Source organism: Burkholderia sp. BCC0044 (assembly GCF_902832955.1).
Lineage (GTDB): Bacteria > Pseudomonadota > Gammaproteobacteria > Burkholderiales > Burkholderiaceae > Burkholderia.
In genome coordinates this window covers 798,225-821,727 of sequence record NZ_CADFDO010000004.1, presented here as the reverse complement: position 1 = coordinate 821,727, position 23,503 = coordinate 798,225, and the positions used below count along the sequence as shown (strand labels likewise).

The 23,503-nt window shown below is 69.4% G+C and carries 27 protein-coding genes; 16 read left to right on the top strand and 11 right to left on the bottom strand.

Annotated features, from left to right (window positions below):
- Positions 1 to 11: 11 nt before the first annotated feature.
- Positions 12 to 1,064 carry an RNA-guided endonuclease TnpB family protein gene (locus HWX14_RS26440; protein WP_175885283.1) on the bottom strand — a complete coding sequence of 351 codons (1,053 nt, stop codon included), beginning with the start codon at positions 1,062 to 1,064 and terminating at the stop codon, positions 12 to 14.
- 89 nt (positions 1,065 to 1,153) lie between these two features.
- Here HWX14_RS26440 and HWX14_RS26435 point away from each other — a divergent pair, with 89 nt between their 5' ends.
- Together HWX14_RS26435 and HWX14_RS26430 are read left to right on the top strand one after the other, a co-directional pair.
- Entirely contained in the window at positions 1,154 to 2,242 is a 1,089-nt protein-coding gene (locus HWX14_RS26435) for a glycosyltransferase family 9 protein (protein WP_175885282.1), read from the top strand.
- Complete coding sequence (locus HWX14_RS26430; RefSeq protein ID WP_175885281.1) at positions 2,232 to 3,182, top strand: glycosyltransferase family 4 protein; 951 nt, start codon at positions 2,232 to 2,234, stop codon at positions 3,180 to 3,182. Before HWX14_RS26435 ends, HWX14_RS26430 begins: the two co-directional genes overlap by 11 nt.
- Before the next feature lie 51 nt (positions 3,183 to 3,233).
- Here HWX14_RS26430 and HWX14_RS26425 read toward each other — a convergent pair whose 3' ends face one another.
- Complete coding sequence (locus HWX14_RS26425) at positions 3,234 to 4,238, bottom strand: sigma-54 dependent transcriptional regulator (RefSeq protein ID WP_175885280.1); 1,005 nt, start codon at positions 4,236 to 4,238, stop codon at positions 3,234 to 3,236.
- 558 nt (positions 4,239 to 4,796) lie between these two features.
- On the opposite strand from HWX14_RS26425, the gene HWX14_RS26420 reads away from it, so the two are divergent.
- Positions 4,797 to 6,164 (top strand): sigma-54 dependent transcriptional regulator, encoded by a 1,368-nt coding sequence (locus tag HWX14_RS26420; protein ID WP_175885279.1) that lies wholly within the window; start codon positions 4,797 to 4,799, stop codon positions 6,162 to 6,164.
- Positions 6,165 to 6,181: 17 nt separating this feature from the next.
- Here the strand turns inward: HWX14_RS26420 and HWX14_RS26415 are convergent, their stop codons facing one another.
- Positions 6,182 to 7,105: a glycosyltransferase gene (locus HWX14_RS26415; protein WP_175885278.1), complete on the bottom strand. Its 924-nt coding sequence runs from the start codon at positions 7,103 to 7,105 to the stop codon at positions 6,182 to 6,184.
- Positions 7,084 to 7,782, bottom strand: coding sequence for a PIG-L family deacetylase (locus HWX14_RS26410; RefSeq protein WP_175885277.1), 699 nt, complete (start codon positions 7,780 to 7,782; stop codon positions 7,084 to 7,086). The genes HWX14_RS26415 and HWX14_RS26410 overlap by 22 nt, the downstream gene beginning before the upstream one ends.
- Positions 7,783 to 7,901: 119 nt before the next feature.
- On the opposite strand from HWX14_RS26410, the gene HWX14_RS26405 reads away from it, so the two are divergent.
- Positions 7,902 to 10,208 carry a PAS domain-containing protein gene (locus tag HWX14_RS26405; RefSeq protein ID WP_175885276.1) on the top strand — a complete coding sequence of 769 codons (2,307 nt, stop codon included), beginning with the start codon at positions 7,902 to 7,904 and terminating at the stop codon, positions 10,206 to 10,208.
- A gap of 61 nt (positions 10,209 to 10,269) precedes the next feature.
- Here the strand turns inward: HWX14_RS26405 and HWX14_RS26400 are convergent, their stop codons facing one another.
- Both HWX14_RS26400 and HWX14_RS26395 read right to left on the bottom strand, forming a co-directional pair.
- A complete protein-coding gene (locus HWX14_RS26400; protein WP_175885275.1) occupies positions 10,270 to 11,316 on the bottom strand; it encodes a UDP-glucuronic acid decarboxylase family protein in 1,047 nt (348 codons plus the stop codon).
- Positions 11,316 to 12,635, bottom strand: a complete 1,320-nt coding sequence (locus tag HWX14_RS26395) for a glycosyltransferase family 1 protein (protein ID WP_175885274.1) — start codon at positions 12,633 to 12,635, stop codon at positions 11,316 to 11,318. The genes HWX14_RS26400 and HWX14_RS26395 overlap by 1 nt, the downstream gene beginning before the upstream one ends.
- Positions 12,636 to 12,878: 243 nt before the next feature.
- Between HWX14_RS26395 and HWX14_RS26390 the strand changes: the two genes are divergently transcribed.
- The 7 genes from HWX14_RS26390 to HWX14_RS26360 all read left to right on the top strand — a co-directional run bounded on the left by HWX14_RS26390 (position 12,879) and on the right by HWX14_RS26360 (position 17,602).
- Complete coding sequence (locus HWX14_RS26390; protein ID WP_175885273.1) at positions 12,879 to 13,283, top strand: BON domain-containing protein; 405 nt, start codon at positions 12,879 to 12,881, stop codon at positions 13,281 to 13,283.
- A 30-nt stretch (positions 13,284 to 13,313) separates the two neighbouring features.
- The gene (locus HWX14_RS26385; RefSeq protein WP_175885272.1) at positions 13,314 to 14,342 is read left to right on the top strand and encodes an SDR family oxidoreductase; all 1,029 of its coding nucleotides are present in this window, start codon (positions 13,314 to 13,316) and stop codon (positions 14,340 to 14,342) included.
- A gap of 27 nt (positions 14,343 to 14,369) precedes the next feature.
- Entirely contained in the window at positions 14,370 to 14,669 is a 300-nt protein-coding gene (locus tag HWX14_RS26380) for a DUF2795 domain-containing protein (RefSeq protein WP_175885271.1), read from the top strand.
- A gap of 61 nt (positions 14,670 to 14,730) precedes the next feature.
- A complete protein-coding gene (locus HWX14_RS26375) occupies positions 14,731 to 15,297 on the top strand; it encodes a hypothetical protein (RefSeq protein WP_175885270.1) in 567 nt (188 codons plus the stop codon).
- 127 nt (positions 15,298 to 15,424) lie between these two features.
- The gene (locus HWX14_RS26370) at positions 15,425 to 16,282 is read left to right on the top strand and encodes an SDR family oxidoreductase (protein ID WP_175885269.1); all 858 of its coding nucleotides are present in this window, start codon (positions 15,425 to 15,427) and stop codon (positions 16,280 to 16,282) included.
- A 34-nt stretch (positions 16,283 to 16,316) separates the two neighbouring features.
- The gene (locus HWX14_RS26365) at positions 16,317 to 16,931 is read left to right on the top strand and encodes a DUF4142 domain-containing protein (protein ID WP_175885268.1); all 615 of its coding nucleotides are present in this window, start codon (positions 16,317 to 16,319) and stop codon (positions 16,929 to 16,931) included.
- Positions 16,932 to 16,990: 59 nt separating this feature from the next.
- On the top strand, positions 16,991 to 17,602 hold the full coding sequence (locus tag HWX14_RS26360; RefSeq protein WP_175876030.1) for a hypothetical protein: 612 nt from the start codon (positions 16,991 to 16,993) through the stop codon (positions 17,600 to 17,602).
- A 114-nt stretch (positions 17,603 to 17,716) separates the two neighbouring features.
- Here HWX14_RS26360 and HWX14_RS26355 read toward each other — a convergent pair whose 3' ends face one another.
- The gene (locus tag HWX14_RS26355) at positions 17,717 to 19,009 is read right to left on the bottom strand and encodes a divalent metal cation transporter (protein WP_175885267.1); all 1,293 of its coding nucleotides are present in this window, start codon (positions 19,007 to 19,009) and stop codon (positions 17,717 to 17,719) included.
- Positions 19,006 to 19,680, bottom strand: a complete 675-nt coding sequence (locus HWX14_RS26350) for a UdgX family uracil-DNA binding protein (RefSeq protein ID WP_175885266.1) — start codon at positions 19,678 to 19,680, stop codon at positions 19,006 to 19,008. Before HWX14_RS26350 ends, HWX14_RS26355 begins: the two co-directional genes overlap by 4 nt.
- Positions 19,681 to 19,913: 233 nt before the next feature.
- On the opposite strand from HWX14_RS26350, the gene HWX14_RS26345 reads away from it, so the two are divergent.
- The gene (locus tag HWX14_RS26345; RefSeq protein WP_175885265.1) at positions 19,914 to 20,393 is read left to right on the top strand and encodes a response regulator; all 480 of its coding nucleotides are present in this window, start codon (positions 19,914 to 19,916) and stop codon (positions 20,391 to 20,393) included.
- Positions 20,394 to 20,519: 126 nt separating this feature from the next.
- Here HWX14_RS26345 and HWX14_RS26340 read toward each other — a convergent pair whose 3' ends face one another.
- The 3 genes from HWX14_RS26340 to HWX14_RS26330 all read right to left on the bottom strand — a co-directional run bounded on the left by HWX14_RS26340 (position 20,520) and on the right by HWX14_RS26330 (position 21,868).
- Positions 20,520 to 21,002, bottom strand: a complete 483-nt coding sequence (locus tag HWX14_RS26340) for a PRC-barrel domain-containing protein (RefSeq protein WP_175885264.1) — start codon at positions 21,000 to 21,002, stop codon at positions 20,520 to 20,522.
- A gap of 91 nt (positions 21,003 to 21,093) precedes the next feature.
- Positions 21,094 to 21,525 (bottom strand): CBS domain-containing protein, encoded by a 432-nt coding sequence (locus HWX14_RS26335; protein WP_058903681.1) that lies wholly within the window; start codon positions 21,523 to 21,525, stop codon positions 21,094 to 21,096.
- A gap of 88 nt (positions 21,526 to 21,613) precedes the next feature.
- A complete protein-coding gene (locus HWX14_RS26330) occupies positions 21,614 to 21,868 on the bottom strand; it encodes a hypothetical protein (RefSeq protein WP_175885263.1) in 255 nt (84 codons plus the stop codon).
- A 170-nt stretch (positions 21,869 to 22,038) separates the two neighbouring features.
- Between HWX14_RS26330 and HWX14_RS26325 the strand changes: the two genes are divergently transcribed.
- The 4 genes from HWX14_RS26325 (at position 22,039) to HWX14_RS26310 (ending at position 23,453) form a co-directional block, all read left to right on the top strand.
- Positions 22,039 to 22,341: a hypothetical protein gene (locus HWX14_RS26325; protein ID WP_126365284.1), complete on the top strand. Its 303-nt coding sequence runs from the start codon at positions 22,039 to 22,041 to the stop codon at positions 22,339 to 22,341.
- Between the two features lie 194 nt (positions 22,342 to 22,535).
- Complete coding sequence (locus HWX14_RS26320) at positions 22,536 to 22,784, top strand: hypothetical protein (protein ID WP_175885262.1); 249 nt, start codon at positions 22,536 to 22,538, stop codon at positions 22,782 to 22,784.
- Positions 22,781 to 23,092, top strand: a complete 312-nt coding sequence (locus HWX14_RS26315) for a hypothetical protein (protein WP_175885261.1) — start codon at positions 22,781 to 22,783, stop codon at positions 23,090 to 23,092. Before HWX14_RS26320 ends, HWX14_RS26315 begins: the two co-directional genes overlap by 4 nt.
- A 49-nt stretch (positions 23,093 to 23,141) precedes the next feature.
- The gene (locus tag HWX14_RS26310; RefSeq protein WP_175885260.1) at positions 23,142 to 23,453 is read left to right on the top strand and encodes a hypothetical protein; all 312 of its coding nucleotides are present in this window, start codon (positions 23,142 to 23,144) and stop codon (positions 23,451 to 23,453) included.
- Positions 23,454 to 23,503: the final 50 nt, after the last annotated feature.

The following is a 23,503-nucleotide window of genomic DNA, read 5'->3' as shown; positions in this document are numbered from 1 at the left end:
TCCTCTTCTCCCTAAAGGGAAATGATTCCCACACCTGGCGATGCACGTCCGCATCGGAGAATATTCACAGCAGCGTTGGTATCTCGATCATGCTCGACACCACAGTCACTACAGGCCCACTCTCTTATTCGCAGTCCCGCGATACCTTTCGGCCGCGTCGTGCTGTCTTTCGATCCGCACGACGAACAGGACTGGGTAGAACCGCTTTCGTCCACTTCCTCGAACGTGGCTCCGTGCGCGATCGCTTTGTAGCGGAGCTTGTTTCGGAAGGACGACCAGGATGCGTCGTAGACGCTCTTCGCCATCCTGGTTCTGGCGAGTTTCGCGGCCGACACGTTGCCGACCGCGATGTAATCGAAACGCCGCACCAGGTCGAGCGCGAGCTTATGCTGGAAATCCGCCCGGGCATTCGCGACCTTGGCGTGCAGCTTCGCGATATGCCGCTTGTGCTTTCGCGCCCGTTGCGCTTTCGCCAGCTTTTCCGCCGCGCGTCGACCGAACCGGTCATTCGGCAGTTTTTCTCCGGTCGAAAGTGTAGCGAAGTCTTTCAGACCGAGATCAATGCCGACGCCGGAACGGATCGGTCGGGCCTGCACATCGGGCATCTCGATCACGATGTTGAGAAACCAGTTGCCGCGTGCATCCTGCGCAAAGTTGGTCCCGTCCTTGATCTTGCCTTCGGGAAGCGGCCGGCTGTTGAACACGCGAAACGTGTTGCCGGCAAAGCGGAACGCGTCCCCCTCGCGCTTCAAGTCACGGCCCTTCAGTGGCACCCAGCCCAGCGATTTCCGGCCACGATAACGCAGGTAGGGCCGACGGTGCTGACTGCGCGACTTCGCGTATTGCTCGCACGTCGCGTTGACCGTGCCGGAATGGATCCCGAGTTCCTTGCTGCTGCCGGTCGTCAGCACGTTCAGGTCGAATCCAGTAGGCCACTTCTTGCCCCACTTCAACGCGTGCTTCTGCGTGTCATTGCAGAAGTTCCAGACGTAGTTCACCACACGGCTCTGCTTGTTGAGCAGTCCGTTGAGCGATTTCACCCGATAGCGGTAGACAAGGATCATGTAGGTGATCCTAACCTGTGGGAAAAGCTGCCTGTCAACAGCACGCCTTTCCTCTCCGTCCTGAAGGACGGGGTTTCTCGGAGCAAATGATGAAGCTCGATCCCGGCGTCGATTCCGACGGCTCGCGCGGCCCGAAGCGGATCGCGGTATTCCGCGCGTTGCAGCTCGGCGACATGCTGTGCGCGGTGCCCGCGCTGCGCGCGCTGCGGCGCGGCGAACCCGATGCGCGCATCACGCTGATCGGCCTGCCGTGGGCGCGCGAGTTCGCGTCGCGCTTCTCCGATTACATCGACAGCTTCATCGCGTTCCCCGGCGCGCCGGGGCTCGGCGAACAGCCCGAACCCGACGCGGCCACGCGCGAGGCGTTCATCGCCGAATGCCGCGCGCGCGACTTCGATCTCGCGATTCAACTGCACGGCAGCGGCGCGCACACGAACGCGATCGTCGCGTCGCTCGGCGCAACGCGCACGGCCGGTTTCGTGCCGGCCGACGGCGGCACGGCCGCGCTCGACTGCGCGCTCGTGTGGCGCGATGACCAACCGGAAGTGACGCGCTATCTGGCCCTCACGCGCCAGCTCGGCTACGCGGACTGGGGCGACTACCTCGAATTCCCGCTCGGCGGCCTCGACTACGCGCTGTGGCACGTGCTCTGCGACGAACACGCGCTCGATCCGGGCCGCTACGTGATCGTCCATCCCGGCGCGCGGATGGCGTCGCGGCGCTGGCCGGTCGAACGTTTCGCGCTCGCCGCGCGGCAACTCGCCGATGACGGCTGGCAGATCGTGCTGACCGGCACGCGCGCGGAGCTGGCGCTGGCCGGCGCGTTCGCCGAGCACCTCGGGCGGCCGTGCGTGAATCTGTGCGGCCGCACGCCGCTCGGCGCGCTCGCCGCGCTGATCGCGCGCGCGCGGCTGCTGTTGTGCAACGACACGGGCGTGTCGCACGTCGCGGCGGCGCTCGGCACGCCGAGTATCGTCGTCGCATGCGGCAGCGATACGGCCCGCTGGGCGCCGCTCGACACCGAACGCCATCACGTGCTCGCGAACTATCCGGCGTGCCGGCCGTGCATGTTCGATACCTGCCCGTACGGGCACGAGTGCGCGACCGCGATCGGCGTCGGCGACGTGATGGACCGGGCGGGCGAACTGCTCGCGGAGGAGAGACGTCATGTCACGTAAGCGGTTGCGCGTGCTGACCTGGCACGTGCATGGCAACTATCTGTATTACCTGTCGCAGGCGCCGCACGATTTCTACATCGTGACGAAGCCGCAGCATCCGCCCGGTTATGCGGGCCGCGTCGGGCACCTGCCGTGGGGCGACAACGTGCACGAGGTGCCGGCCGAGTGCGTGCGCGATACCGAATTCGACTGCGTGCTGTACCAGCACGTGAAGCATTACCAGCACGACCGCCTGCGGCTGCTGAGCGAAGCGCAGCGCGCGCTGCCGACGCTGTTCGTCGAGCACGATCCGCCGCGCGAGCATCCGACCGACACGCTGCATCCGGTGCAGGACCCGAACGTGTTGCTGGTGCACGTGACGCCGTTCAACGCGTTGATGTGGGACAACGGCGTGACGCCGACCCGCGTGATCGAACACGGCGTGCTGATGCCGGATGGTGTCGAGTATCACGGCACGCTGCCGAAGGGCGTGGCCGTGGTGAACAATCTCGCGCGCCGCGGCCGGCGCCTCGGAGCGGACCTGTTCGAGGTCGTGCGGCACAGCGTGCCGATCGACCTGGTGGGGATGGGCTCGACCGAACTCGGCGGGATCGGCGAGGTGCCGAACCCGGCGCTGCCGCAGTTCCTGTCGCACTACCGATTCTTCTTCAATCCGATCCGCTACACGAGCCTCGGGCTCGCGGTGATCGAGGCGATGATGATCGGGCTGCCGATCGTCGCGCTCGCGACGACCGAGATGGCGCAACTCGTGAAGACCGGCAGCAACGGCGTGGCCGATACGCGGCCGGCCGTGCTGATCGACGCGATGCGGATGCTGATCCGCGATCAGGAACTGGCGCGAGAGTGGGGCGCGGCGGCCAGGCGCGACGCGTGCGAGCGATTCGGCATCGAACGCTTCGCGCGCGACTGGGATGCGGCACTGCGGGACGTGACGGGGTAACGGTGCGAGGACGTGACGACGGCGTGCAGGCGGCGGCGCGACCCGCCGCAGTCACGGTGTCGTCGCGGGCGGCGAAGCGGGTGCGCTACTGCCGCTCACCGCATTGCGCTCATTCTCGGGCAGCAGCGCGAGACGGTTGTACAGCGTCTTCAGGCTGATGCCAAGCGCCTTCGCGGTGCGCGGCTTGTCGCCGTTGAAATGCCGCAGCGACGCGACGATGAAGCGCTGCTGCGTATGCGCGAGCGTCGTGCCGATATGCAGCGTCATCGCGTTGTGACGCACTTCCTCGCGCGGCGGCGGACGGCGCGGCAACTGCAGTTCGATCTGCTCGTCCGCGAGGATGAACGCGCGCTCCAGCGCGTTGCGCAGTTCGCGCACGTTGCCGGGCCACGTGTACGCGCGCAGCGCCTTCATCGCCTGCGTCGACAGGCGCTTCCTCGTGCGGTGCCGCGCATTCAGCCGTTCGACGATCTGCAGCGCGATGTCGCCGACGTCGTCCTCGCGCTGCCTGAGCGCGGGCACGTGCAGCGCGATCGGTGCGATCCGGTAGAACAGGTCTTCGCGCAGCCTGCCGCTGCGCAACGCCTCGACCGGATCGTAATGGGTGGCCGCGACGATCCGCACGTCGAGCGGAATCGCCTCGTGGCCGCCGACGCGCACGATCGTGTTGGTTTCGAGCGTGCGCAGCAGCTTGACCTGCAGTTCGAGCGGCATTTCGGCGATTTCATCGAGAAACAGCGTGCCGCCGCGCGCGGCCTCGAACATGCCCACATGTTGTGCAACGGCGCCCGTGAAGCTGCCTTTTTCGTGGCCGAACAACTGCGACTCCGCGATGTCTTTCGGAATCGCGCCGCAGTTGACGGGCACGAACGGCCCGCGCCGACGCGGGCTCATGTCGTGAATGAGGCGGGCGACGATATCCTTGCCCGCCCCGCTTTCGCCGACCACCAGCACACTCACGCGGGTGGCGGCGACGCGCGACACTTTCAGCAGCAGATCCTGAATTGTTCGCGAACGGCCGAACAGTCGCGTGCCGTCATCGTCGGATTTCGACATGGAGTATGACCGGTTGGGAAGTTTTGACCGAATGTGTCGTGACCAGGTAAAAAAGCGACGTGGCATGCGTCGTTATTTACGTATTCAGGATACCTTTTATACCGGTTCGGCGACATTGAATCTGGCAATGCGGTTTGCGTGCGCAGATAGATTTATTCGATGAACGACGAATGCACGACACCATTCTTCTATACTGCTAAGCACGCGTTTTCAGTGCAGACAGCTTATCTGCCCATTCGTGTGCAGCGTTGAAGATGCCGTCGTGGGCCAGGGCCTGTCGACGCCGATAGCGGGCTTGCGAACGTGTTTTTCCGCCCGTCCCCAAGGGGATTTCCGTCGGGCGCGTGCAAGAAGGGAGGAGGCGCGATAGCCGTCGCCATTGCAGCGACGAACGACGCCGCCATGCGGGCGGCAACGCACGTTCTCCTGTTTGAAAAATTCGTTCGTGGGGCCAGCACCAGCCCGTTATCCGCGCGAACAGGCCTACCCGACGTGCATGACGCTGCACGTGTCGCGGTGCCGGCCGACGCATGCCGGGCCGCATTACCAGGAGTCTCGATGCCTTATGTCCTGATCGTCGAAGACGATGCCGATACGCGAACGATGCTCGCCACGCTCGCACGCACGCAGCAGTTGACGTGCGATACGGCCGCGACGCTTGAAGAAGCGCGCACGCTCGTCTCGACGCATACCCCCGATCTCGTGCTGTGCGACCTCGTGCTACCCGACGGCAACGGGATGGATCTGTTCGACGCATTACCCAAGCGCGCCCATTGCGAAATGGTGTTGACCACCGGCCACGCGAGCCTCGAAACCGCGATCGATGCATTGCGGCGCGGCGCGACCGACTATCTGGTGAAGCCGCTCAACATGCAGCGGCTGAACAGCATCTTCGCGCGCGTGCCGCGCACCACCGCGCTGCACGAGGAAATCGCGGAACTGCGTTCGGAGTTGCAGCGCCTCGGCCGGTTCGGCCGCATGCTCGGCAGCTCGCCCGCGATGCAGGCCGTGTACGACGCGATCGGCCGCGTCGCGCGCACCGAAGCGTCGGTGCTGCTCACCGGCGAATCGGGCACCGGCAAGGAGCTCGCCGCGCAAACCGTGCACGACCTGAGCCTGCGCCGCCGCGGTCCGTTCCTCGCGGTGAACTGCGGCGCGATCGCCGCGAACCTCGTCGAGAGCGAGATGTTCGGCCACGACCGCGGCAGCTTCACCGGCGCGGAACGCCAGCACAAGGGCTTCTTCGAACGCGCGGACGGCGGCACGCTCTTTCTCGACGAAATCACCGAGATGCCGCTCGAATCGCAGGTCAAGCTGCTGCGCGTGCTGGAGACCGGGCGCGTCACGCGGCTCGGCTCGACGCGCGAGATCGACGTCGACGTGCGCATCGTCGCCGCGACGAACCGCGACCCGGAGGCCGCGATGGCGGACGGCAAGCTGCGGCCCGACCTGTTCCACCGGATCAACGTGTTCCCGATCCCGCTGCCGTCGCTGCGCGAACGCGGCGACGACATCCCGATGCTCGCCGATGCGTTCCTGCAGCGCTACAACGAGGAGAGCGGCCGCAACCTGCGCTTCTCGCCGGCCGCGCGCGAGGCGCTGAAGACCTACGAATGGCCCGGCAACGTGCGCGAGCTGCGCAACTTCGTGCAGCGCGCGAGCATCTTCACCGACGCCGACGTGATCGACACGCTGCCGCCGCCGATCATGGACGAGCTGTCCAGCATGGTCGATTCGCATGAAGATCGCGTGACGGTGCCGTTCGGCACGCCGCTCGAGGAAGTCGACCGCAAGCTGATCCTCGGCACGATCGCCCAATGCGGCGGCGTGAAGGCGCAGGCGGCCGAGGTGCTCGACGTCAGCCTGAAGACGATCTACAACCGGCTCGCGCAACTGGAAGACGAAGCGGAGAAGCCGGATTCCTGATGCCGCCACGATCGCACTCATGTTTCGGTTCCGGCCTCGCGGCGCGGGTCGCGCTCGAGGCGTCGGCGCATGCGTTCGACGTGCGGCGGGATCGCGCGTCGTTCGCGCACGATCCACGGCAGGCCGGCGAACGTGCGCACGATCGCGCGTTCGCGGCGCAGCAGCGGCAGCATGCGCACCGTATGCAGCCACGCGGCGGCGGCCGGCCATCTGAGCCACGCGGTCCATACGTCGTTGCGGGCGGCCGTGTGCGTGCGGGTTCGCCGGTCGCGCTGCGTCGACGGATAGTGATGGACCGTCAGGCCCGGCGCATACACGAGCCAGTAGCCGGCGCGATACAGGTCGAGCGCGAGCAGCGCTTCCTCGCCGCCGAGAAAGTAGCGCGGATGGTAGCCGCCCGCGCGCACGAACGCGTCGCGCCGGAACGCGGTCGCGCCGGCCAGCAGCCCGAGGATCGGGCGGCCCGGCAGCGCGACGGGCGCGTCGAGCGGGCTGTCGGCCATCAGCCGGCAGGTCGGGTCCTCGCGCCGGTCGGGGCCGACGAGCACGCGCGCGGTGACGGCCGCGACGTGCGCGGACGCGTCGAGCAGGTTCGCGGCTTCGGCGATCGAGCCGGGCGCCCACCACGTGTCGTCGTCGCAGAACGCGACGTAGCGCGTGCGGGCGACCGCGACGCCGAGATTGCGGCCGGCCGCGCCGAGGTTGCCCGGCGCATGCACGAGCGCGACGTGGGGAAAGCGGTCGCGGATCAGCGCGGCCGTGTCGGCGTCCGCCGCGTTGTCGACGACGACGATCGCCGGCCGGTCGGGCAGCGCGGAAAGATGGTCGAGCGTGCGCGCGAGTTCGGCGGCGCGCCGGCAGGTCAGCACGATGGCCGTCACGCGCGGCTCGCCCGGCGGCAGCGCGGCGCGCGCGGGCGTTACGCGGACGTGACGTCGCATTCGAGCCGCCAATACGTTTCGGGTTCTCGGAGAGCGGCGCGCATATGAGGTTCCAACAGCGTTACCTGGCTCGCATACGCATCGACGGCGGCGGCTTTCGCGGCGGCGGCGCCGTTCGTATCGCCGCCGCCGGGCGTCGCGACCGGATGCGCGATCCAGCCGCGCTCGCGCCAGCCGATCACGCGCCTGGCCATCAGCCCGTCGATGCGGCGATAGGGCACGTCCTCGTAGAAGCGCCAGATGCGCGACGCATCGTCGTCACGCAGCAACCACAACATGGCCTCCTGCACCTGCAGATGATCGCGGTGGAACAGGCCGGCCGGCGCGAGCACGCCGAAGCCCGGGTGCGCGTCGATCGCCGCGGCCACGCGTGTTGCGATCGCGGTCGACGTAGCCGGAATGCCGTACTGGTCGTCGAGGAAATCGAGCCACACGGGCCGCGCGTCGAGCAGCGCGAGCGCGCGGCGGTCCTCGTCGCGGCGCGCGCGCACCGCTTCGTCGGCGTGGCGAAACCCCGCGCGGCGATCCCACGGCGGCGCGGGCGTGCCGGGGGGCGGACTCCCCGCGAACACGGTGACGACGATCGAGCCGGGCGCCTGCGCGAGCAGTTGTCCGCAACTGAAGACGGCATCGTCGAGATGAGGCGAGACGACGAGCCAGCGTGTCGGGTCGGGCATGACGTGAAGATCTCCATCGTGAGCGGCCGGGCCGCCGGTGCGGATCGGCCAGCATGCGTCGTGCCCGCCGGCGGCGCCCGCGCGGGCCGCTGTCGACTGTCCCCGCAGGAGCGTGTTCAATGACCGAAATTGCACGGCCGCAGGCCGGAAATTACGCAACGGCCGTGATGCTGGTCGCGATCGCGACCGTGCTGCAGACGCTCGCGATCCGGTTCGGCGGCGTGAATCTGCCGTTCGTGCTGTATTACCCGCTGCTCGCCGGCGCCGCGTGGGCGACGTCGTTCCTGTTCGGCATCGTGTCGACGGCGGTCAGCGGGCTGCTCGTCTGGACGTTGTTCCTGTCCGATCCGGCCGCCTATACGACGCCGCTGCCCGACCGGCTCGTGCAGCTCGGCACGTTCATGCTGATCGGGGCGCTGGTCTGCGCGGTCGCGTCGCTGCTGCATCACACGCGGCTCACGAACGATCGCGCGCGCCGGCATGAGGCGGCCGCGCGCCGGCAGTTCGAGGCCGTGCTGCGTGCGCTGCCGCACGGCGTGATCGCGACCGACCCGAACGGGCGGCTCACCTATCTGAATGCGGCCGCCGCCGAACTCGTCGGCTGCCGGCCGGACGAAGCGATCGGGCGGCCGGTGCGCGACGTGCTGCGGATCGTCGATCACGAAGGCCGCCGCGTGCCGGCCACGCCGCTCGATCACGCGCTCGGCGGCGCCGAGGCGACGTCCGACCGGCACTGGCTGCAGGGCGGCAGCGGCGATCCGGTGCCGATCGTCGCGGTCGCGTCGCCGATCGGCGATGGCGACGGCAATCTCGACGGCGCGGTGCTGCTGCTGCGCGATGCCGGCGCGGACCGTGCGCGCGTCGACGCGTCGCGGCTCCAGCATGCGGTCGTCGAGGCATCGCCGGACGCGATCGTCGGGATCGACGCGAGCGGCCGCATCGCGAGCTGGAATGCGGCCGCGCAACGGATCTTCGGCTACGACGAGGCCGACGCGCGCGGCCGCCGGTTCGACACGCTGATCGCGACGCGCTGGCTGCGGCGCAACCCGCTCGCCGAGTCGTTCGACGCGATGGAGGAGCCGGTCGGGCCGCTCGAACTGCTGTGCGTGCGGCGCGACGGCCGGCGTTTCCGGGCGACGGTCTCGGCGTGCCCGGTGCAGGGCGAGGCGCGAGCCCGCGTCGCGCTGTCGCTGACGCTGCGCGAGACCGGCGCGCAGCGCCGCCGCGACCTGCGGGCGCAGCGCTCGCTGCAGGGCGCGCGCGATGCGCGCGACCAGGCCGACACGTCGAACCGGCTGAAGGACGAGCTGCTGGCCACGGTGTCGCACGAACTGCGCACGCCGCTGAACGTGATCTACGGATGGATCGAGGTGCTGCGCAATACGGGCGACCATGCGCTGCAGCATCAGGCGATCGACGCGATCGACCGCAGCGCGCGCTCGCTCACGCGAATGGTCGGCGACATCCTCGACGCATCGTCGCTCGCGACCGGCAAGCTGCGGCTCGACGCGACGCCGGTCGACGTCGTGCGGCTGTTCTCCGATCTGGTCGGCACGTTCCAGACGGCCGCGTCGGCCGGCGGCATCGTGCTCGAATTCGACTGCGACGCGGCCGCCTGCGTGGTGTCGGGCGATGCCGAGCGGCTGCGGCAGATGCTGTCGAACCTGATTTCGAATGCGCTGAAATTCACGCCGGGCGGCGGCAGCGTGACGGTCGGGCTCGCGCGCGACGGCACGCACGTCGTGCTGACCGTCACGGATACGGGGCAGGGTGTCGCGACCGAGTTCCTGCCGTACGTGTTCGACATGTTCCGCCGCGCGGACGATTCGCCCGCGTCGCCGCGGCGCGGGCTCGGTCTCGGCCTGTCGATCGTGCGGCATATCGCGGAGCTGCACGGCGGCCGCGTGATCGTCGCGAGCGCCGGCCGCAACCGCGGCACGACCTTCACGGTGACGCTGCCGGCGGGCTGGCAGCCGGCCGGCGCGATGGCGTGGGGCATGGTGCAGGCGGTCGGCCGGCGAGAGCCGCTGGTGCTCGATACGCAGCGCATCCTGATCGTCGACGACGATGCGACCACGCGCGCGAGCCTCACGGCCGCGCTGACGACATTCGGCGCGGCGGTCGCGATCGCGTCGTCGGGCCGCGAGGCGCTCGCGATGGCGGCCGACATGCGGCCGACGGTCGTGCTGTCCGATCTCGCGATGCCCGACGGCGACGGCTTCTGGCTGCTGGAGGCATTGCGGCGCGGCACGACGAACGGCGACAGCGGCCCGCTCGACGTGCGCGTGCTGGCCGTCACCGCGCACGCGGGCCTCGCCGACGAACGCCGCGCGCTGGAGGCCGGCTTCGACGGCTACCTGTGCAAGCCGGTCGACGTGCGCGAACTCGCGCACAAGATCGCGCACGTGACCAAGCGCGACGGCTGACGCGCGCCGCGCGTCGGGCGGCGGCAGGTCGCGCCGGTCACCTCGGTCACCGCCGATCGCGTCAGGTCGTCGGCGCCGGCCGGTTCTGCGTATGCACCTGCGCGAGCAGATGCGACGCGATGCGCGTGCTGCGCACGAGGTCGCCGGGCGTGTGATGCGTGACCTGGCGCTGAATGAAGTAGCGCGCGGTGTGCGCGAGCCCGTTCGCGAACGTCGTCGTCGCGCGCCAGCCGAGCCGCTTCTGCGCGGCCGCGAGATTCGGCCGCCGCTGGCGCGGATCGTCGGACGGCAGCGGCCGGAATTCGATCGGCACGTTCGCGCCGACGATCCGCACGACCTCCCTCGCGACGTCGATCATCGCGATCTCCACGTCGCTACCCAGATTGACCGGTTCGCTCGCGTCGCCCGGTTCGTCCATCAGCTTGATCAACGCGTCGATCATGTCGTCCACGTAGCAGAACGAGCGCGTCTGCTTGCCGTCGCCGTAGACGGTCAGCGGCTGTTCCGCGAGCGCCTGCGTGACGAAGTTCGACACCACGCGCCCGTCGGCCGGGTGCATGCGCGGGCCGTACGTATTGAAGATCCGCGCGATCCGCACGTCGACGCCGTACTGGCGGTGATAGTCCGAGAACAGCGTTTCCGCGCAGCGCTTGCCTTCGTCGTAGCACGCGCGGATGCCGGTCGGATTCACGCGGCCGCAATAGTGCTCGTCCTGCGGGTGGACGTCGGGGTCGCCGTACACCTCGCTCGTCGACGCCTGCAAAATGCGCGCCTTCACGCGTTTCGCGAGGCCGAGCAGGTTGATCGCGCCGTGCACGCTCGTCTTCGTCGTCTGCACGGGGTCGCGCTGGTAGTGGACGGGCGACGCCGGGCACGCGAGGTTGTAGATCTCGTCGACTTCGACGTAGAGCGGAAACGTCACGTCGTGCCGCATCAGCTCGAAGTTCGGCGCATCGAGCAGGTGCGCGATGTTGTCCTTCGTGCCCGTGTAGAAATTGTCGACGCACAGCACGTCGTGGCCGGCCGTCACCAGGCGTTCGCACAGATGCGAACCGAGAAAGCCGGCGCCGCCGGTGACGAGGACGCGTTTTCGATCGTAGCCCTTCATTACGTATTCTCCTTGCGGTGTGCGAGCACGCCTCGCGTGGTGGCGACCGGCGTGCGCCGGCCGGTGCCGGCCGACGTGCCGGCGCGCTGCGCGTGGGCGACGTCGCGGTAGATGTCGACGAGCCGGTCGGCTACGCCTTGCCAGGTATAGAAGCGGTGCGCGCGCAGGTAGCCGGCGCGGCCGAGCGCCGCGCACAGGTCCGGTTGCGCCCGCAGTTGCAGCAGGCGCGCGGCGAGCGCGGCCGGGTCGCGCGGCGGCACGAGATAGCCGGTCGTGCCGTCGTCGACCGTCGTGCGGATGCCGCCGACGTCGCTGCCGATCACCGGCGCCGCACACGCCATCGCCTCGACCGGCGTGATGCCGAACGGCTCGTACCACGGCGTCGTCACGAACACGTCGGCCGCGCTGTAGTACAGGTGCAGCGCGTCGCGATCGCGCCGGCCGACGAAGGTCACGCGGTTCGCGATGCCGAGTTCGTGCGCGAAGGCGGCGAGCCGCGCGAGTTCCGGATCGCGCGCGGGGTCGGGCGTCGGCTGGCTGCCGCCGACGACGTACAGGTGCGTCGGCCGCTGCGGATCGCGCGGCATCCGCGCGAGCGCGTCGATCACCGTGTCGATGCCCTTGCGCGGCACGAGGCGGCCCAGTTGCAGTACGACGAATGCGTCCTGCGCCCAGCCCAGCCGTGCGCGCGCATCGACGCGCGGCACCGGCCGGAATTCCCGCGCGTCGAAGCCGCACGGCACGATCTCGATGCGCGCGCTGTCGGCGCGATAGTGCGTCGTCAGGTCCAGCGCATCCTGCGGGCATTCGGCGATCAGGCGGTCGGAGCGGCGCGCGAGCGTGTCCTCGATCGCGAAGCGCGCGTCGGGGAAGCCGTCGGCCGTGCCCTGGTGCAGCCGCCGCACGCGGCCGAGCGCATGGAACGTCGTGACGAGCGGGATGCCGAGCGCTTTTTTCACGCGCAACGCCGCGTCGCCGGACATGAAGAAGTTCGCGTGCATCACGTCGACCGGATCGGGCTCGCGCCGCATGCGCGCGATCATGTACTGCGCGAACGGCCCCATGTACGGCAGCAACTGCTCCTTCGGCACGTCGGTCGCGGGCCCCGCCGGCACGTGGATCACGCGCATGCGCGGGCCGATCGGCACGACTTCCGGCAAGTGCGGATTGTCGCAGCGCGTGTAGACGTCGACGTCGAGGCCGCGCTCCGCGAGCTGCTTCGCGACGTTCGCGACATAGATGTTCTGACCACCGGCATCGACACCGCCGATCACTCCGAGCGGCGATGCATGTTCACTGATCAACGCGATTCTTTGCATGGTAATGCTCCCGATATCGGGGCCGCGCACACGGGCCGCCGTCATCGGTCGCTCGGCAATCGGCATGCCCGCTGGATTGCGGGGAAAACCGCTTCCCGGTGTGCCGAAAAAATTACAACGCGTTGGATGAAAGGGCGTCTGATCGCGGTGGCGCGCAGGCATGCGGCGCACGCGGCGCGGCACGCGATTTGCGCGACTCCCGTTCACCTGCCGGCTCGTCCGGCTCGACGAAAGGAGGTCACGATGAAGGTATCCCCGCTGCAAGCCCGCTCCCAGCGCATCCGCCGTCAACGCGTGCTGCGCACCGGCATGGCGGTCGCGATCGCCGCGGCCACCGCGTGCATGGTGGTCGCGCCGAACGCGGTCGCCGCCGGCGACGACGGCACCGCATCGTCCTCGACGTCGTCGTCGCATTCGAGCACCGGCACGAAGATCCGCGACGCGACGATCACGACCAAGGCGAAGGCCGAGCTGGTCGGCACGAGCGGTCTGTCGGCCGGCGACATCCACGTGAAGACACGGCACGGCACCGTGACGCTCACCGGCAGCGTGCCCGACGAGCAGCAGCGCACGCAGGCCGTCAGCGTCGTGAAGCAGGTCGACGGCGTGCAGGACGTGCGCGACCAGTTGACTATCCGGCCCAAATAATCGCGACGCGACCGTAACAGGAGTCCAGTGATGAACTGCATGCTCAAACCGGTCGGCGAACAGACGATCGTGATTACCGGCGCGACCAGCGGCATCGGTCTCGTCACCGCGCGCAAGGCGGCCCGGCGCGGCGCGAAGCTCGTACTGTTCGCGCGCAACGAAGACGCGTTGAACACGCTGTGCGAGGAAATCCGTCAGCACGGCGGCCTCGCGGTGCCGGTCGCCGGCGACGTCGGCAACGTCGAGGATCTGCAGCGCGCGGCCGCGGCGGCGGCCGACACCTACGGCGGCTTCGACACCTGGGTCAACAACGCGGGCGTGTCGATCTTCGGCACGGCCGCCCAGGTGCCGCTCGAGGATCAGCGCCGGCTGTTCGACACCAACTACTGGGGCGTCGTGCACGGCTCGCTCGTCGCGGCCGACCATTTCCGGCGCAAGAGCGATTTCCACGGCGGCGCGATCATCAACATGGGCAGCGAGGCATCCGACGCGCCGGTGCCGCTGCAAAGCGCGTATGTCGCGTCGAAGCACGCGGTGAAGGGCTTCACCGATTCGCTGCGGCTCGAGATGGAAGCCGATCACCTGCCGGTGTCCGTCACGCTGATCAAGCCGGCCGCGATCGACACGATGTTCGTGATGCACGCGAAGAACTACATGAACGTCGAGGCGAAGCTGCCGCCGCCGATCTACGACCCCGACCTGGTGGCCGACGCGATCCTGTTCGCGGCCGCGCACGCGCGCCGCACGCTGTTCGTCGGCGGCGCGGCCAAGTTCACGTCGGCGAGCGCGTATCACGCGCCGCGCCTGTTCGATCGCGTCGCGGCCACGCTGTTCTCGCGCGGCCAGCGCACGGTGCGCCCCGCGCGGCCGCGCGACGACAACGCGCTGTACGACTCGCGCCACGCGCTGCACGAGCGCGAGGGCATGGAAGGGCCGGTGCTGCGCAGCTGTGCGTACAACACGGTGGTGCAGCGGCCGAAGGTCGCCGGCGCGGTCGCGCTCGGTGCGGCGGCGCTGGTGGTCGCCGCGCTCGCGCGGGCACGCCGGTCGCCGACGTGATTTCGTTCATTTTCCAAGGAGGCTTTCATGACATCCCGACAACATACGGGCCACGAATACAGCCACTCGCGCGCGCACGAAGGCGAGCGCACGCAGCAGGACCACGACAAGGGCGGCCATCAGTCCGGCCACGGCAAGCCGCCGAGCCCGGTCGACGTGCAGAGGGCGCTGAAGGGGATGGACTACCCGGCCAGCAAGTCGGACGTCGTGCAGTGCGCGGAACGCTCGCATGCGGACCCGGCGGTGCTCGACATGCTGCGCAAGATTCCCGAGCGCGAGTACGACACGCCGGCATCGGTATCGAAGGAACTCGGGCGGCTGATGTAAGCGCCGCCCCGTCGCGCCGCGTGCGTGAGCGCGCGGCGCATCCATCACGAGGAGCACGACCATGGCGATGATCGTCGCAGGCCGTTTCACGACGTTCGATGAGGCGGAGGGTGGGGCGCGTCACCTGTACGAGCGCGCGTTCGGGCCCGACGACGTGTCGATCTTTTTCCTGAACCCCGGCGGCCAGCACGCGCGCTTCCCGATCGGCGGCGACGTGTATGCCGACACCGCGGCGAAGCCGGGCGGCCGCGGCGCGATGATCGGCGCGATCCGCGGGCTGCTGATCGGCGTCGTCGTCGGATTGATCGTGTATGCGCTCGGCTTGCACTACTGGTTCGTGCCGGCCGCCGGCGCGCTGGCCGGCGCTTATCTCGGCGCATTCGGCGGCGCGCTCGGCCGGATGCGCGGCGAGCAGGCTGAAGGCAAGGGCACGCTCGCGCAGAGCGAAACCGGCGTGATCCTCGCCGCGCGCGTGACGCCCGACACCGCGCCGGCCGCCGAGGACGTGCTGCGCGCGACCGGCGCGAAGTCGATCGAGCGCGTCGAGGGCGACTGGCAGGACGGCGAATGGCGCGATTTCGATCCGGTGCGCCGGCCCGACGAAGCGCCGTCCGGCGGCCCGCGCTGAATACGCCCTTTTTCCAAACGCTTGCAATGCCAACCGTCGCCACACGGCCGCTGCGTGCGCGCCGGCGTGCGCCGCGCGCGGCATGCCGCTTGCGCAGCATCGGCGGCACCCGTTCAAGGAGGACCCCATGACCACCGCACAGACTCCGCCCCCGCAGAAACAGACGCAGCAGCCGGGCACCGAGCGCGATATGCAGCCGAAGCCGCGCGACGAAGCGGCCGACTACGTCGGCAGCGGCAAGCTCGCCGGCAAGGTCGCGCTGGTGACGGGCGGCGACAGCGGGATCGGCCGCGCCGTGGCGATCGGTTTCGCGAAGGAGGGCGCGGACGTCGCGATCGTCTACCTGACGGAATCCGACGACGCCGCGCATACGAAGCAGTTGATCGAGCAGGCCGGCCGGCGCTGCGAGGCGATCGCGTGCGACGTCGGCGATCGCCGGCAGGCGCGCGACGCCGTGGCCCGCACCGTCGAGCGGCTCGGCGGGCTCGACGTGCTCGTGAACAACGCGGGCGAGCAGCATCCGCAGCCGGGTATCGAGGACGTGTCGGAGGAACAACTCGAACGCACGTTCCGCACCAACGTATACGGGATGTTCTTCTGCACGCAGGCCGCGCTGCCGCACATGAAGCAGGGCGGGCGCATCGTCAACACGGCGTCGGTCACCGCGTATCACGGCAGCCCGAAACTGCCCGACTACTCGGCGACCAAGGGCGCGATCGTCGCATTCACGCGTTCGCTGTCGATCGAGCTGGCCGAACGCGACATCCGCGTGAACGCGGTCGCGCCGGGGCCGATCTGGACGCCGCTGATTCCGTCGACGTTCACCGCCGAACAGGTCGCGAAATTCGGCTCGAACGTGCCGCTCAAGCGGCCGGGCCAGCCGGACGAACTGATCGGCTGCTACGTGCTGCTCGCGTCGGAAGGCGCGAGCTACATGACCGGGCAGACGCTGCATCCGAACGGCGGCGCGATCGTCGGCGGCTGAGCGCCGCTTCCACGCAAGCACCAGGAGAAAGCACATGAGACACCCCCACTGGACGATCGCGGCGCTTGCCGCCGGCGTGCTCGCCGTATCGGGGCTCGCCTGCGCGCAGGCGCCGAGCGTGCCGCCCGCGTCGAATTCGCATGTGCCGGGCGGCGTGATCAACCCGTCATCGGGCGCGGCCGCGGGCGGCGACGCCGGCATCGCGAAGGCGCCGCAAGGCACCGACGCGGAGTTCGTCGACAAGGCCGCGATGGCCGGCAAGGCGGAGGTACAGGCGAGCCAGCTCGCGCTGAAGCAGGCGCAGTCGGCGGACGTGCGCGCGTTCGCGAAACGGATGATCGCCGATCACAGCCGGGCGGGCGCGAAGCTCAACGAAATCGCCGCGCAAAAGGGCATGAAGCCGCAGGTCGAACAGATCTCGGATCCCGACGTGCAGGCGCTGCGCGGCAAGAGCGGGCACGACTTCGACACCGCGTATCTCGCGGCGGCCGGCCCCGAGGCGCACAAGAAGGCGGTCGCGTTGTTCGAAGACGAAGCGCGCGACGGCAAGGACGCGCAACTGCGCGCGTTCGCGAAATCCACGCTGCCGACGCTCAAGCATCACCTGAGCATGGCGCAGACGGTCGCACGCAAGGTGGGCGCGCAATAACGCGCGCCCGGTTCCACCCCTGGGCCGCACGTGCGGCCCGCTTTTTCGGAGAAGCAGTCATGGCCCAACGGCAATCGAAGCACGAAGGTATCCTCGAACTGCTCTGCCAGGCATACGAGACCGAGCTTGGCGGCGCGCAGATCTACGAGGCCGCGCTCCAGTGCGCGACCGATGAGGACCTGCACAAGGAATGGGAGAAGTACCATCGCGAGACGCTGCATCACCAGGAGGTGCTGCGCAAGGTATTCGACACGCTCGGCCTCGATCCCGATGCGCAATCGCCGGGGCGCGCCGCGGTGGCCGCCACCGGCAAGTCGCTGGTGCAGGTGATCGAGCAGGCGAAGAAGCAGGCCGACCCGGCGGTCGCGCAAGTGGTTGCGGCCGAGTGCGTGGTGCTGGCCGAAACCAAGGATCACCTGAACTGGGAGCTGATCGGCTATGCGGCCGACCAGTTGCCCGACAGCGACGCCGCGAAGGCGCTGAAGGCCGCGCACGACGAGGTCGAGGCCGACGAGGATCATCATCTGTATCACACGCGTGGCTGGGCGCGCGAGATGTGGATCGAGTCGATGGGCTTCAAGGCGGTGCTGCCGCCGCCGGAGGAAGTGAAGAAGGTCGAGTCCGCCGCCGATGCGGCACGTGCCGAGCGCTCGCGCGGCAAGATGATGTAATACCCGCGCAAGCGGGCGGCGTCGCGCGCGGCGGCGCCGCCCGTTTTCCGGTTCGCCCGTTTTTCGGTTCATCAGGTTGCGTACGCAACCATCTAGGCAGCCCGGTTCGATTCCTCACGTCAGCAGATCGACGAGCATCGTCGCGACCGACGCCGCCATCAGCGCGACCGCCAGCCAGCCGAACGCCTTCGATACCGGGCCGCTGCCGGGCTGGCCGGCCGCATCGCGCTTTTGCGACAGCAGCATCACGAGCACGAGCATCGGCACCGCCGCCACGCCGTTGAGCACGGCGCTCCAGTACAACGCGCGGATCGGGTCGATCGGGCTGAAGCAGATCGCGATGCCGACGATCACGCACAGCGCCAGCACCGTATAGAACGCGGGCGCGCGCCGCACCGGCTCGTTCAGCCCTTCGCGGAACCGCCACGCTTCCGCGCAACCGTAGGCCGCGCTGCCCGCGAACGCGGGAATCGCGAGCAGCCCGCAGCCGACGATGCCGAACGCGAACACCAGGAACGCGGCTTCGCCGGCGATCGGCCGCAACGCCTCGGCGGCCTGCGCGGTGCTGCCGATGTCGTGCCGGCCGCGCGCGAAGAACACGGCCGCGCCGATCACCATGATGCAGAACGACACCGCGTTGGTCACGATCATGCCGGTCCACGTGTCGAACGTGACGCGCTGTTCGGTTTCGCGGCGCGTGTTGCGCTCGCCGTTCTGCTGCTCGGCCGTGGTTTCCTCGACTTCGAGCGCGGCCTGCCACACGAACAGGTACGGGCTCAGCGTCGTGCCGAGCACGGCGACCGCGGTGGTCGCGTATTCGTGCGTGAACGCGATCCGAGGCAGCACGATCGCATGCAGCACGCCGCCCCAGTCGACGTGCACGAAGCCGAGTTCGAGCACGTACGCGATCAGGCCGAGCGTCATCCATTTGAGCCAGCGCGCGTAGCGTTCGTACGACAGCATCACCTGCAACGCGAGCGACGCGATCCCGTAGAGCGGCGCATACCAGTAGCTGCGGCCGCCGACGACGAGCGCCGTCGCATCGCCCATCGCCGCGAGATCGGCGCCGACGTTCACGACGTTGACGATCACGACCATCGCGATCAGCGTCTTCGCGATGCGCTCGGAATAGTGCTCGCGGATGCCGGCCACGAGCCCTTCGCGATTGCGGCGCCCGATGAACGCCGCCGCGAGCTGCACGGCGACCATCATCGGCAGCGTGACGACGATCATCCACAGCATGTTGAAACCGAACTGGCTGCCGGCCTGCGCATAGACGGCGACGTTGCTCGGATCGGCGTCCGACGCGCCCGCGAGCAGCCCGGGGCCGAGCCGCCGATACCACGGTTTCGCGGCGGCCAGCGGCGCGTCGGCTGCCGGCCGCGCGTCTTCGTCGAGTCCGCTCATCCGGCATCCCCGTGCGACGGACGCCCGCCGCCGTGGCGTCGCTCGCGCGCGAGGCGCGACGCGGTGCGCAACGCGTCGACCAGCGTGCGGTACGCGTGTTCGCGGGAATCGGCGCCGCGCGTGCGCAGCACGTATGACGGGTGATAGGTCGCGACGACGAGCCGGCCGTCGTCGGTGCGCACCGGCGCGCGCGTGCGCTCCAGCGTCGCGTCGTTGTCCTGCAGCACCGCGCGCAGCGCCGTCGCGCCGAGCGCGACCACCACGCGCGGCTGCACGGCTTCCAGCTCGCGTTCGAGCCAGTAATGGCACGCCGCCACTTCGCGCTGCGCGGGCGTCTTGTGCAGCCGCCGCTTGCCGCGCGGTTCCCATTTGAAGTGCTTGACCGCGTTCGTCACGTAGACGTGCGAGCGTTCGATCCCGGCTTCGTCGAGCGCGCGGTCGAGCATGCGGCCGGCCGCGCCGACGAACGGCAGGCCCGCACGGTCCTCCTGGTCGCCCGGCTGTTCGCCGACCAGCATGATCGGTGCGTCGACGGGCCCCGCGCCCGGCACCGGCTGCGTCGCGTGTTCCCACAGCGCGCAGCGGCGGCACGCGTCGAGCGTGGCCGGCGCATCGTCGTCGGTCGGCGGGGGCGTCGTCGGTGCCGGGCGGTCGGGCGTTTTGCGGGTCATGCGGCCTCTCCGGTGCAGGCCGAACGCGCGGCGCGCGGCACGCGCGCGGAACATGCCGGGGCTCGTGTGGTCGCACGCGCGGAGGGAAGCAAACCGGAGGATCGAAGCCGCATCGTGCGCATGAAAGACTCCTGGGTCGACGATGCGTAAGAGACAGCAACCGGCATGCCGCATGCAGTCGGCATGGGCGCGCGCCTTGCGTGGCAGACCCGTCCAACGACAGGAGAAGCACGATGCAACCCGAACCCGGCGACGATCCGGCCGCCGACGACGTGCTGCTGTGGCGCGCGCCCGACAGCGTGCCGCGCCGCCCGCGCCGCGTGCTGGTCGTCGACGACTATCGCGATGCGGCGGATGCGCTGCGCCTGCTGCTGGAGGCGCGCGGCTTCGAGTGCCGGGTCGCCGACGATCCGTTCGCCGTGTGCGACGTCGCGCGCGACTGGCAGCCGTTCGCGGTGGTGCTCGACATCGCGATGCCGGGCCTCGACGGGCTGCAGCTCGCGGCGCGGCTGCGCGGCGATCCGCGAACGTCGGACATGCTGCTCATCGCGTGCAGCGGGCTCGTCTCGCGGCGCGATTGCGAACGGGCGAAGGAGGCCGGCTTCGACGCGCACTGCACGAAGCCGCTGACGCCGCACCGGCTGCTGGGCTACCTCGAATCGGCGAGCGGCGGCGCGGTGACGCCCGACGAGGACGTTACACGACCCTTGTAAAAAGGCTGGCGGCGCGTCGGACGCGACGCCCGCGCCGCGACGCGCGGACAAAAAAACGCCCCGCGCGGGCGGGGCGTGTCGAACGGATGCGCCGCCGAAGCGGCGCTGCGTCACGTCACCGCGCGGTCAGTGGCGGCCGCCCGTACGCGGGTCGTCGAGGTCCTCGGTCGGGTCGGTCAGCCCGAGCTCGTCGCCGGCACTCCAGTACGGGGTGCTGCCGTAGAACTCGTGCAGCGGCTCGGCCCATTGCGGGTCGGCCATTGCCGGCCAGTGGTCCTTGTCGAACCCCGGTGCGTTGCGAATCCGCTCGGACGATACCGACAGCAGGAAGCACTTGCGTTCGGTGTCGAGCGTCAGCGCGCTCCACGGAATCGCGTGCAGCTTGTCGCCGATGCCGAGGATGCCGCCGCTCGACAGCACCGCATACGCGATGCGGCCGGAGCGCACGTCGAGCATGATGTCCTTGATCTTGCCGACGTCGTCGCCGTCGGTCGTATAGACCTTGTCTCCTTCCAGCGTATCGGCTGCCATCACGTCGGGGCCGGGGCCGGCCGCCGTCGCGGCGCCCTTGCCGATGATGCGGGTCCGACCTTGATCGGAAGTCTGCATGGTTTCCTCCAGGCTGCGTGGGGCGCGACCGTGCCCGGGGCGGGCCCTGAGGGTCGCGCGGGGTTGTCGAGGCGAAGCGGGAATCGCTCCGTCACGTCTGCTTCGGTTGCGACACGCCTTCGAGCGTGTTCGCCACGTCGTCGCGCTCGGGGCTGGCCGTGCGCGTCGCGATGTCGGCGAGCGACAGCATGCCGACCAGTCGCTTGTCGTGATCGACGACGGGCAGCCGACGCAGTTGCGCGTCGGCCATGTAGTGCTGGATCTCGTCCAGCGAATCGTCGTCGAAGCACCATTCGATCGGGCCGGATGCGACCTCGTGGATCCGCGTCTCCGGCGGCTTGCCGGCCGAAATCGCGCGCACCGCGAGATCGCGGTCCGTCACCATCCCGATCAGCCGGTTGTTGTCGCACACGGGCAGCGCGCCGATGTCGTAGCGCTCCATCAGTTGGGCGGCGTGACGGATCGAGTCGGTCGGTGCGATCCGCACGACGTCCTGCGACATGATTTCGTTGACGCGATGCATGAAGTTCTCCTTGCGGGTGGGTGAAGCAATGTGCCGATGCGGCTACTGCGATCCAGCAAGCCGCATGCCGTGCGCGCGGTGCGCCTCGTCACTCGTCGTCGCGTTTGCGCTTGTCGTCCCACGGCCCGTCGTCGTGCGTGCCGGGCGGCGTGTCGGGCTCGATGCGCGTGACGCCGCCGGTCGCGGGCGGGTCGCTCGCCGGAAACGTGTCCTCGAGCTGCTTGTCGATATGACGTTCCGAATGGCGCGTGCGCGTGCGGTCCTGGTCCTTCAGCGGCGGTTGCGGGTCGGGCTGCCGCTCGTGCGCCGGTGCGTCGTGGCCGTGCCGGGTCGAATCCTTCATGGCGGTGCTCCGTATGGGTGGCGAGGAGCCGCCTGTGGCGCAACCGGCGTTCCCGCTCCACACGCACGGCACGCGACTTGCCGCTGCATCGGCGACGACCACGACGGCGACCATGACGACACAGCGCAACAGGGTGTCTGCTGCGCGCACATCGAGCGGGAGGCACGACGATGATTCCGAAACGACGACCAGGGGTGCGATACGAGATCAATGTATGCGGCGGCGGATTCGATTCCGTGAAAAGCCATTTCGATACGTGGAAGCACGAACCGCTGATCTACCGGCCCGAGCGCCGGATGTTCGAAGGCAAGGCCGACGTGCGGCGGCTCGGCGACGAGACGTTCGGCGCGACCGAACCGGCGCGTTTTGCGCTGCAGCGCGCGTGCGAGCCGTCGGATCCGTATGCGCTCGCTGCGCGCGTGCGCGACGACGGCCGCGAGCTGTGGCTCGTGATGGCCGCGTACGACGCGTAGCGCCGCGCTTGCAAGTTGCAAGATTTGCAGCGAGCGGTGTAGCGAAGGCATGGCGCTTCGCGCCGGATCGCGCGCCTCGGCATCGATCCCCGCAGGACCCCCGCGTGCGGCGACCCGAACGGACGGCACGCGGCTTGCGAACCTTCGGTACGCGGCCGTCGCGCCGATTGCGACCCGCACCCCGCAACGATGGAATGCCGATGACACACGAACCCGCGCAGTGGCTGCAACGGCCCGAACCGCCGTTCCCCGACATCGAGCCGGACCCCGAGCCGCCCGATCCCGACGACCTGCCGCCGGACCTGCCCGAACCGTACCGGGAACCGGAGGGCGACCCGCCCGGCCATGCGCCGCCCGAACGCGAGCCGCCGTCGCGCGAGCCGCCCGTGCGGGCGCTGCCGGTGGGGGCCGCGCTGCGAACGCGAGCGGAGGCCCTGCGATGAGCATTCGCGTGAAACCCGGCATGCTGCGCGACATCGCCGAGACGCTCGGCCGCCATTTCGAGGCGCGCGCGATCCCGTTCCACGTCGAGGAGCACCCGGCCGGCGCGTTGCATATCGGCTTTCGCGTCGACGGCCATCCGGCGTCGTTGACGGTGACGTTCGACGCCGGCGCGTTCGCCGCGCTCGAACAGGCCGACGTCGACCGGCAACGCGGCTCGCTCACGCGCGTCGCGGCCGAGTTCGACACGATGATGGCGCGCCGCGCCCCGACCGCGTATGCGGGCGATTTCCACTTCAACCGGCTCTGAGCCGTGCCGCCACGGCCAGCCCGGAGCCGTCGATTCCAGGGAGGATTCGATGAACACGATCCAGACCATCCGCGTGGGCGCCTGTGCGCTCGCCGCCGCGTGCGCGCTGGGCGCGTGCACGCAACCCAACGGCACGTACGGCGCACGCGGGGCGCCGCCCGCGCCGCCCGACGGCCGCGGCGCGCAGTCGACCACGACGATGCCGGACGCGAACACGCGCTACGACACGCGTCCGTCGCCGGGCAATACGATGCCGCAGAGCACGACCGTCGAAGTGCCGCCCGACGTGCCGGCGCCCGGCCCGAACGGCGCGCAGGGCGACCAGCCGCTGCCGGGCACGCCGCCGCCGATGCAGTACTGACACGACGCGTCGCGGCGACGCATCACCGCATGCCGCACCGCGCTGCGGAC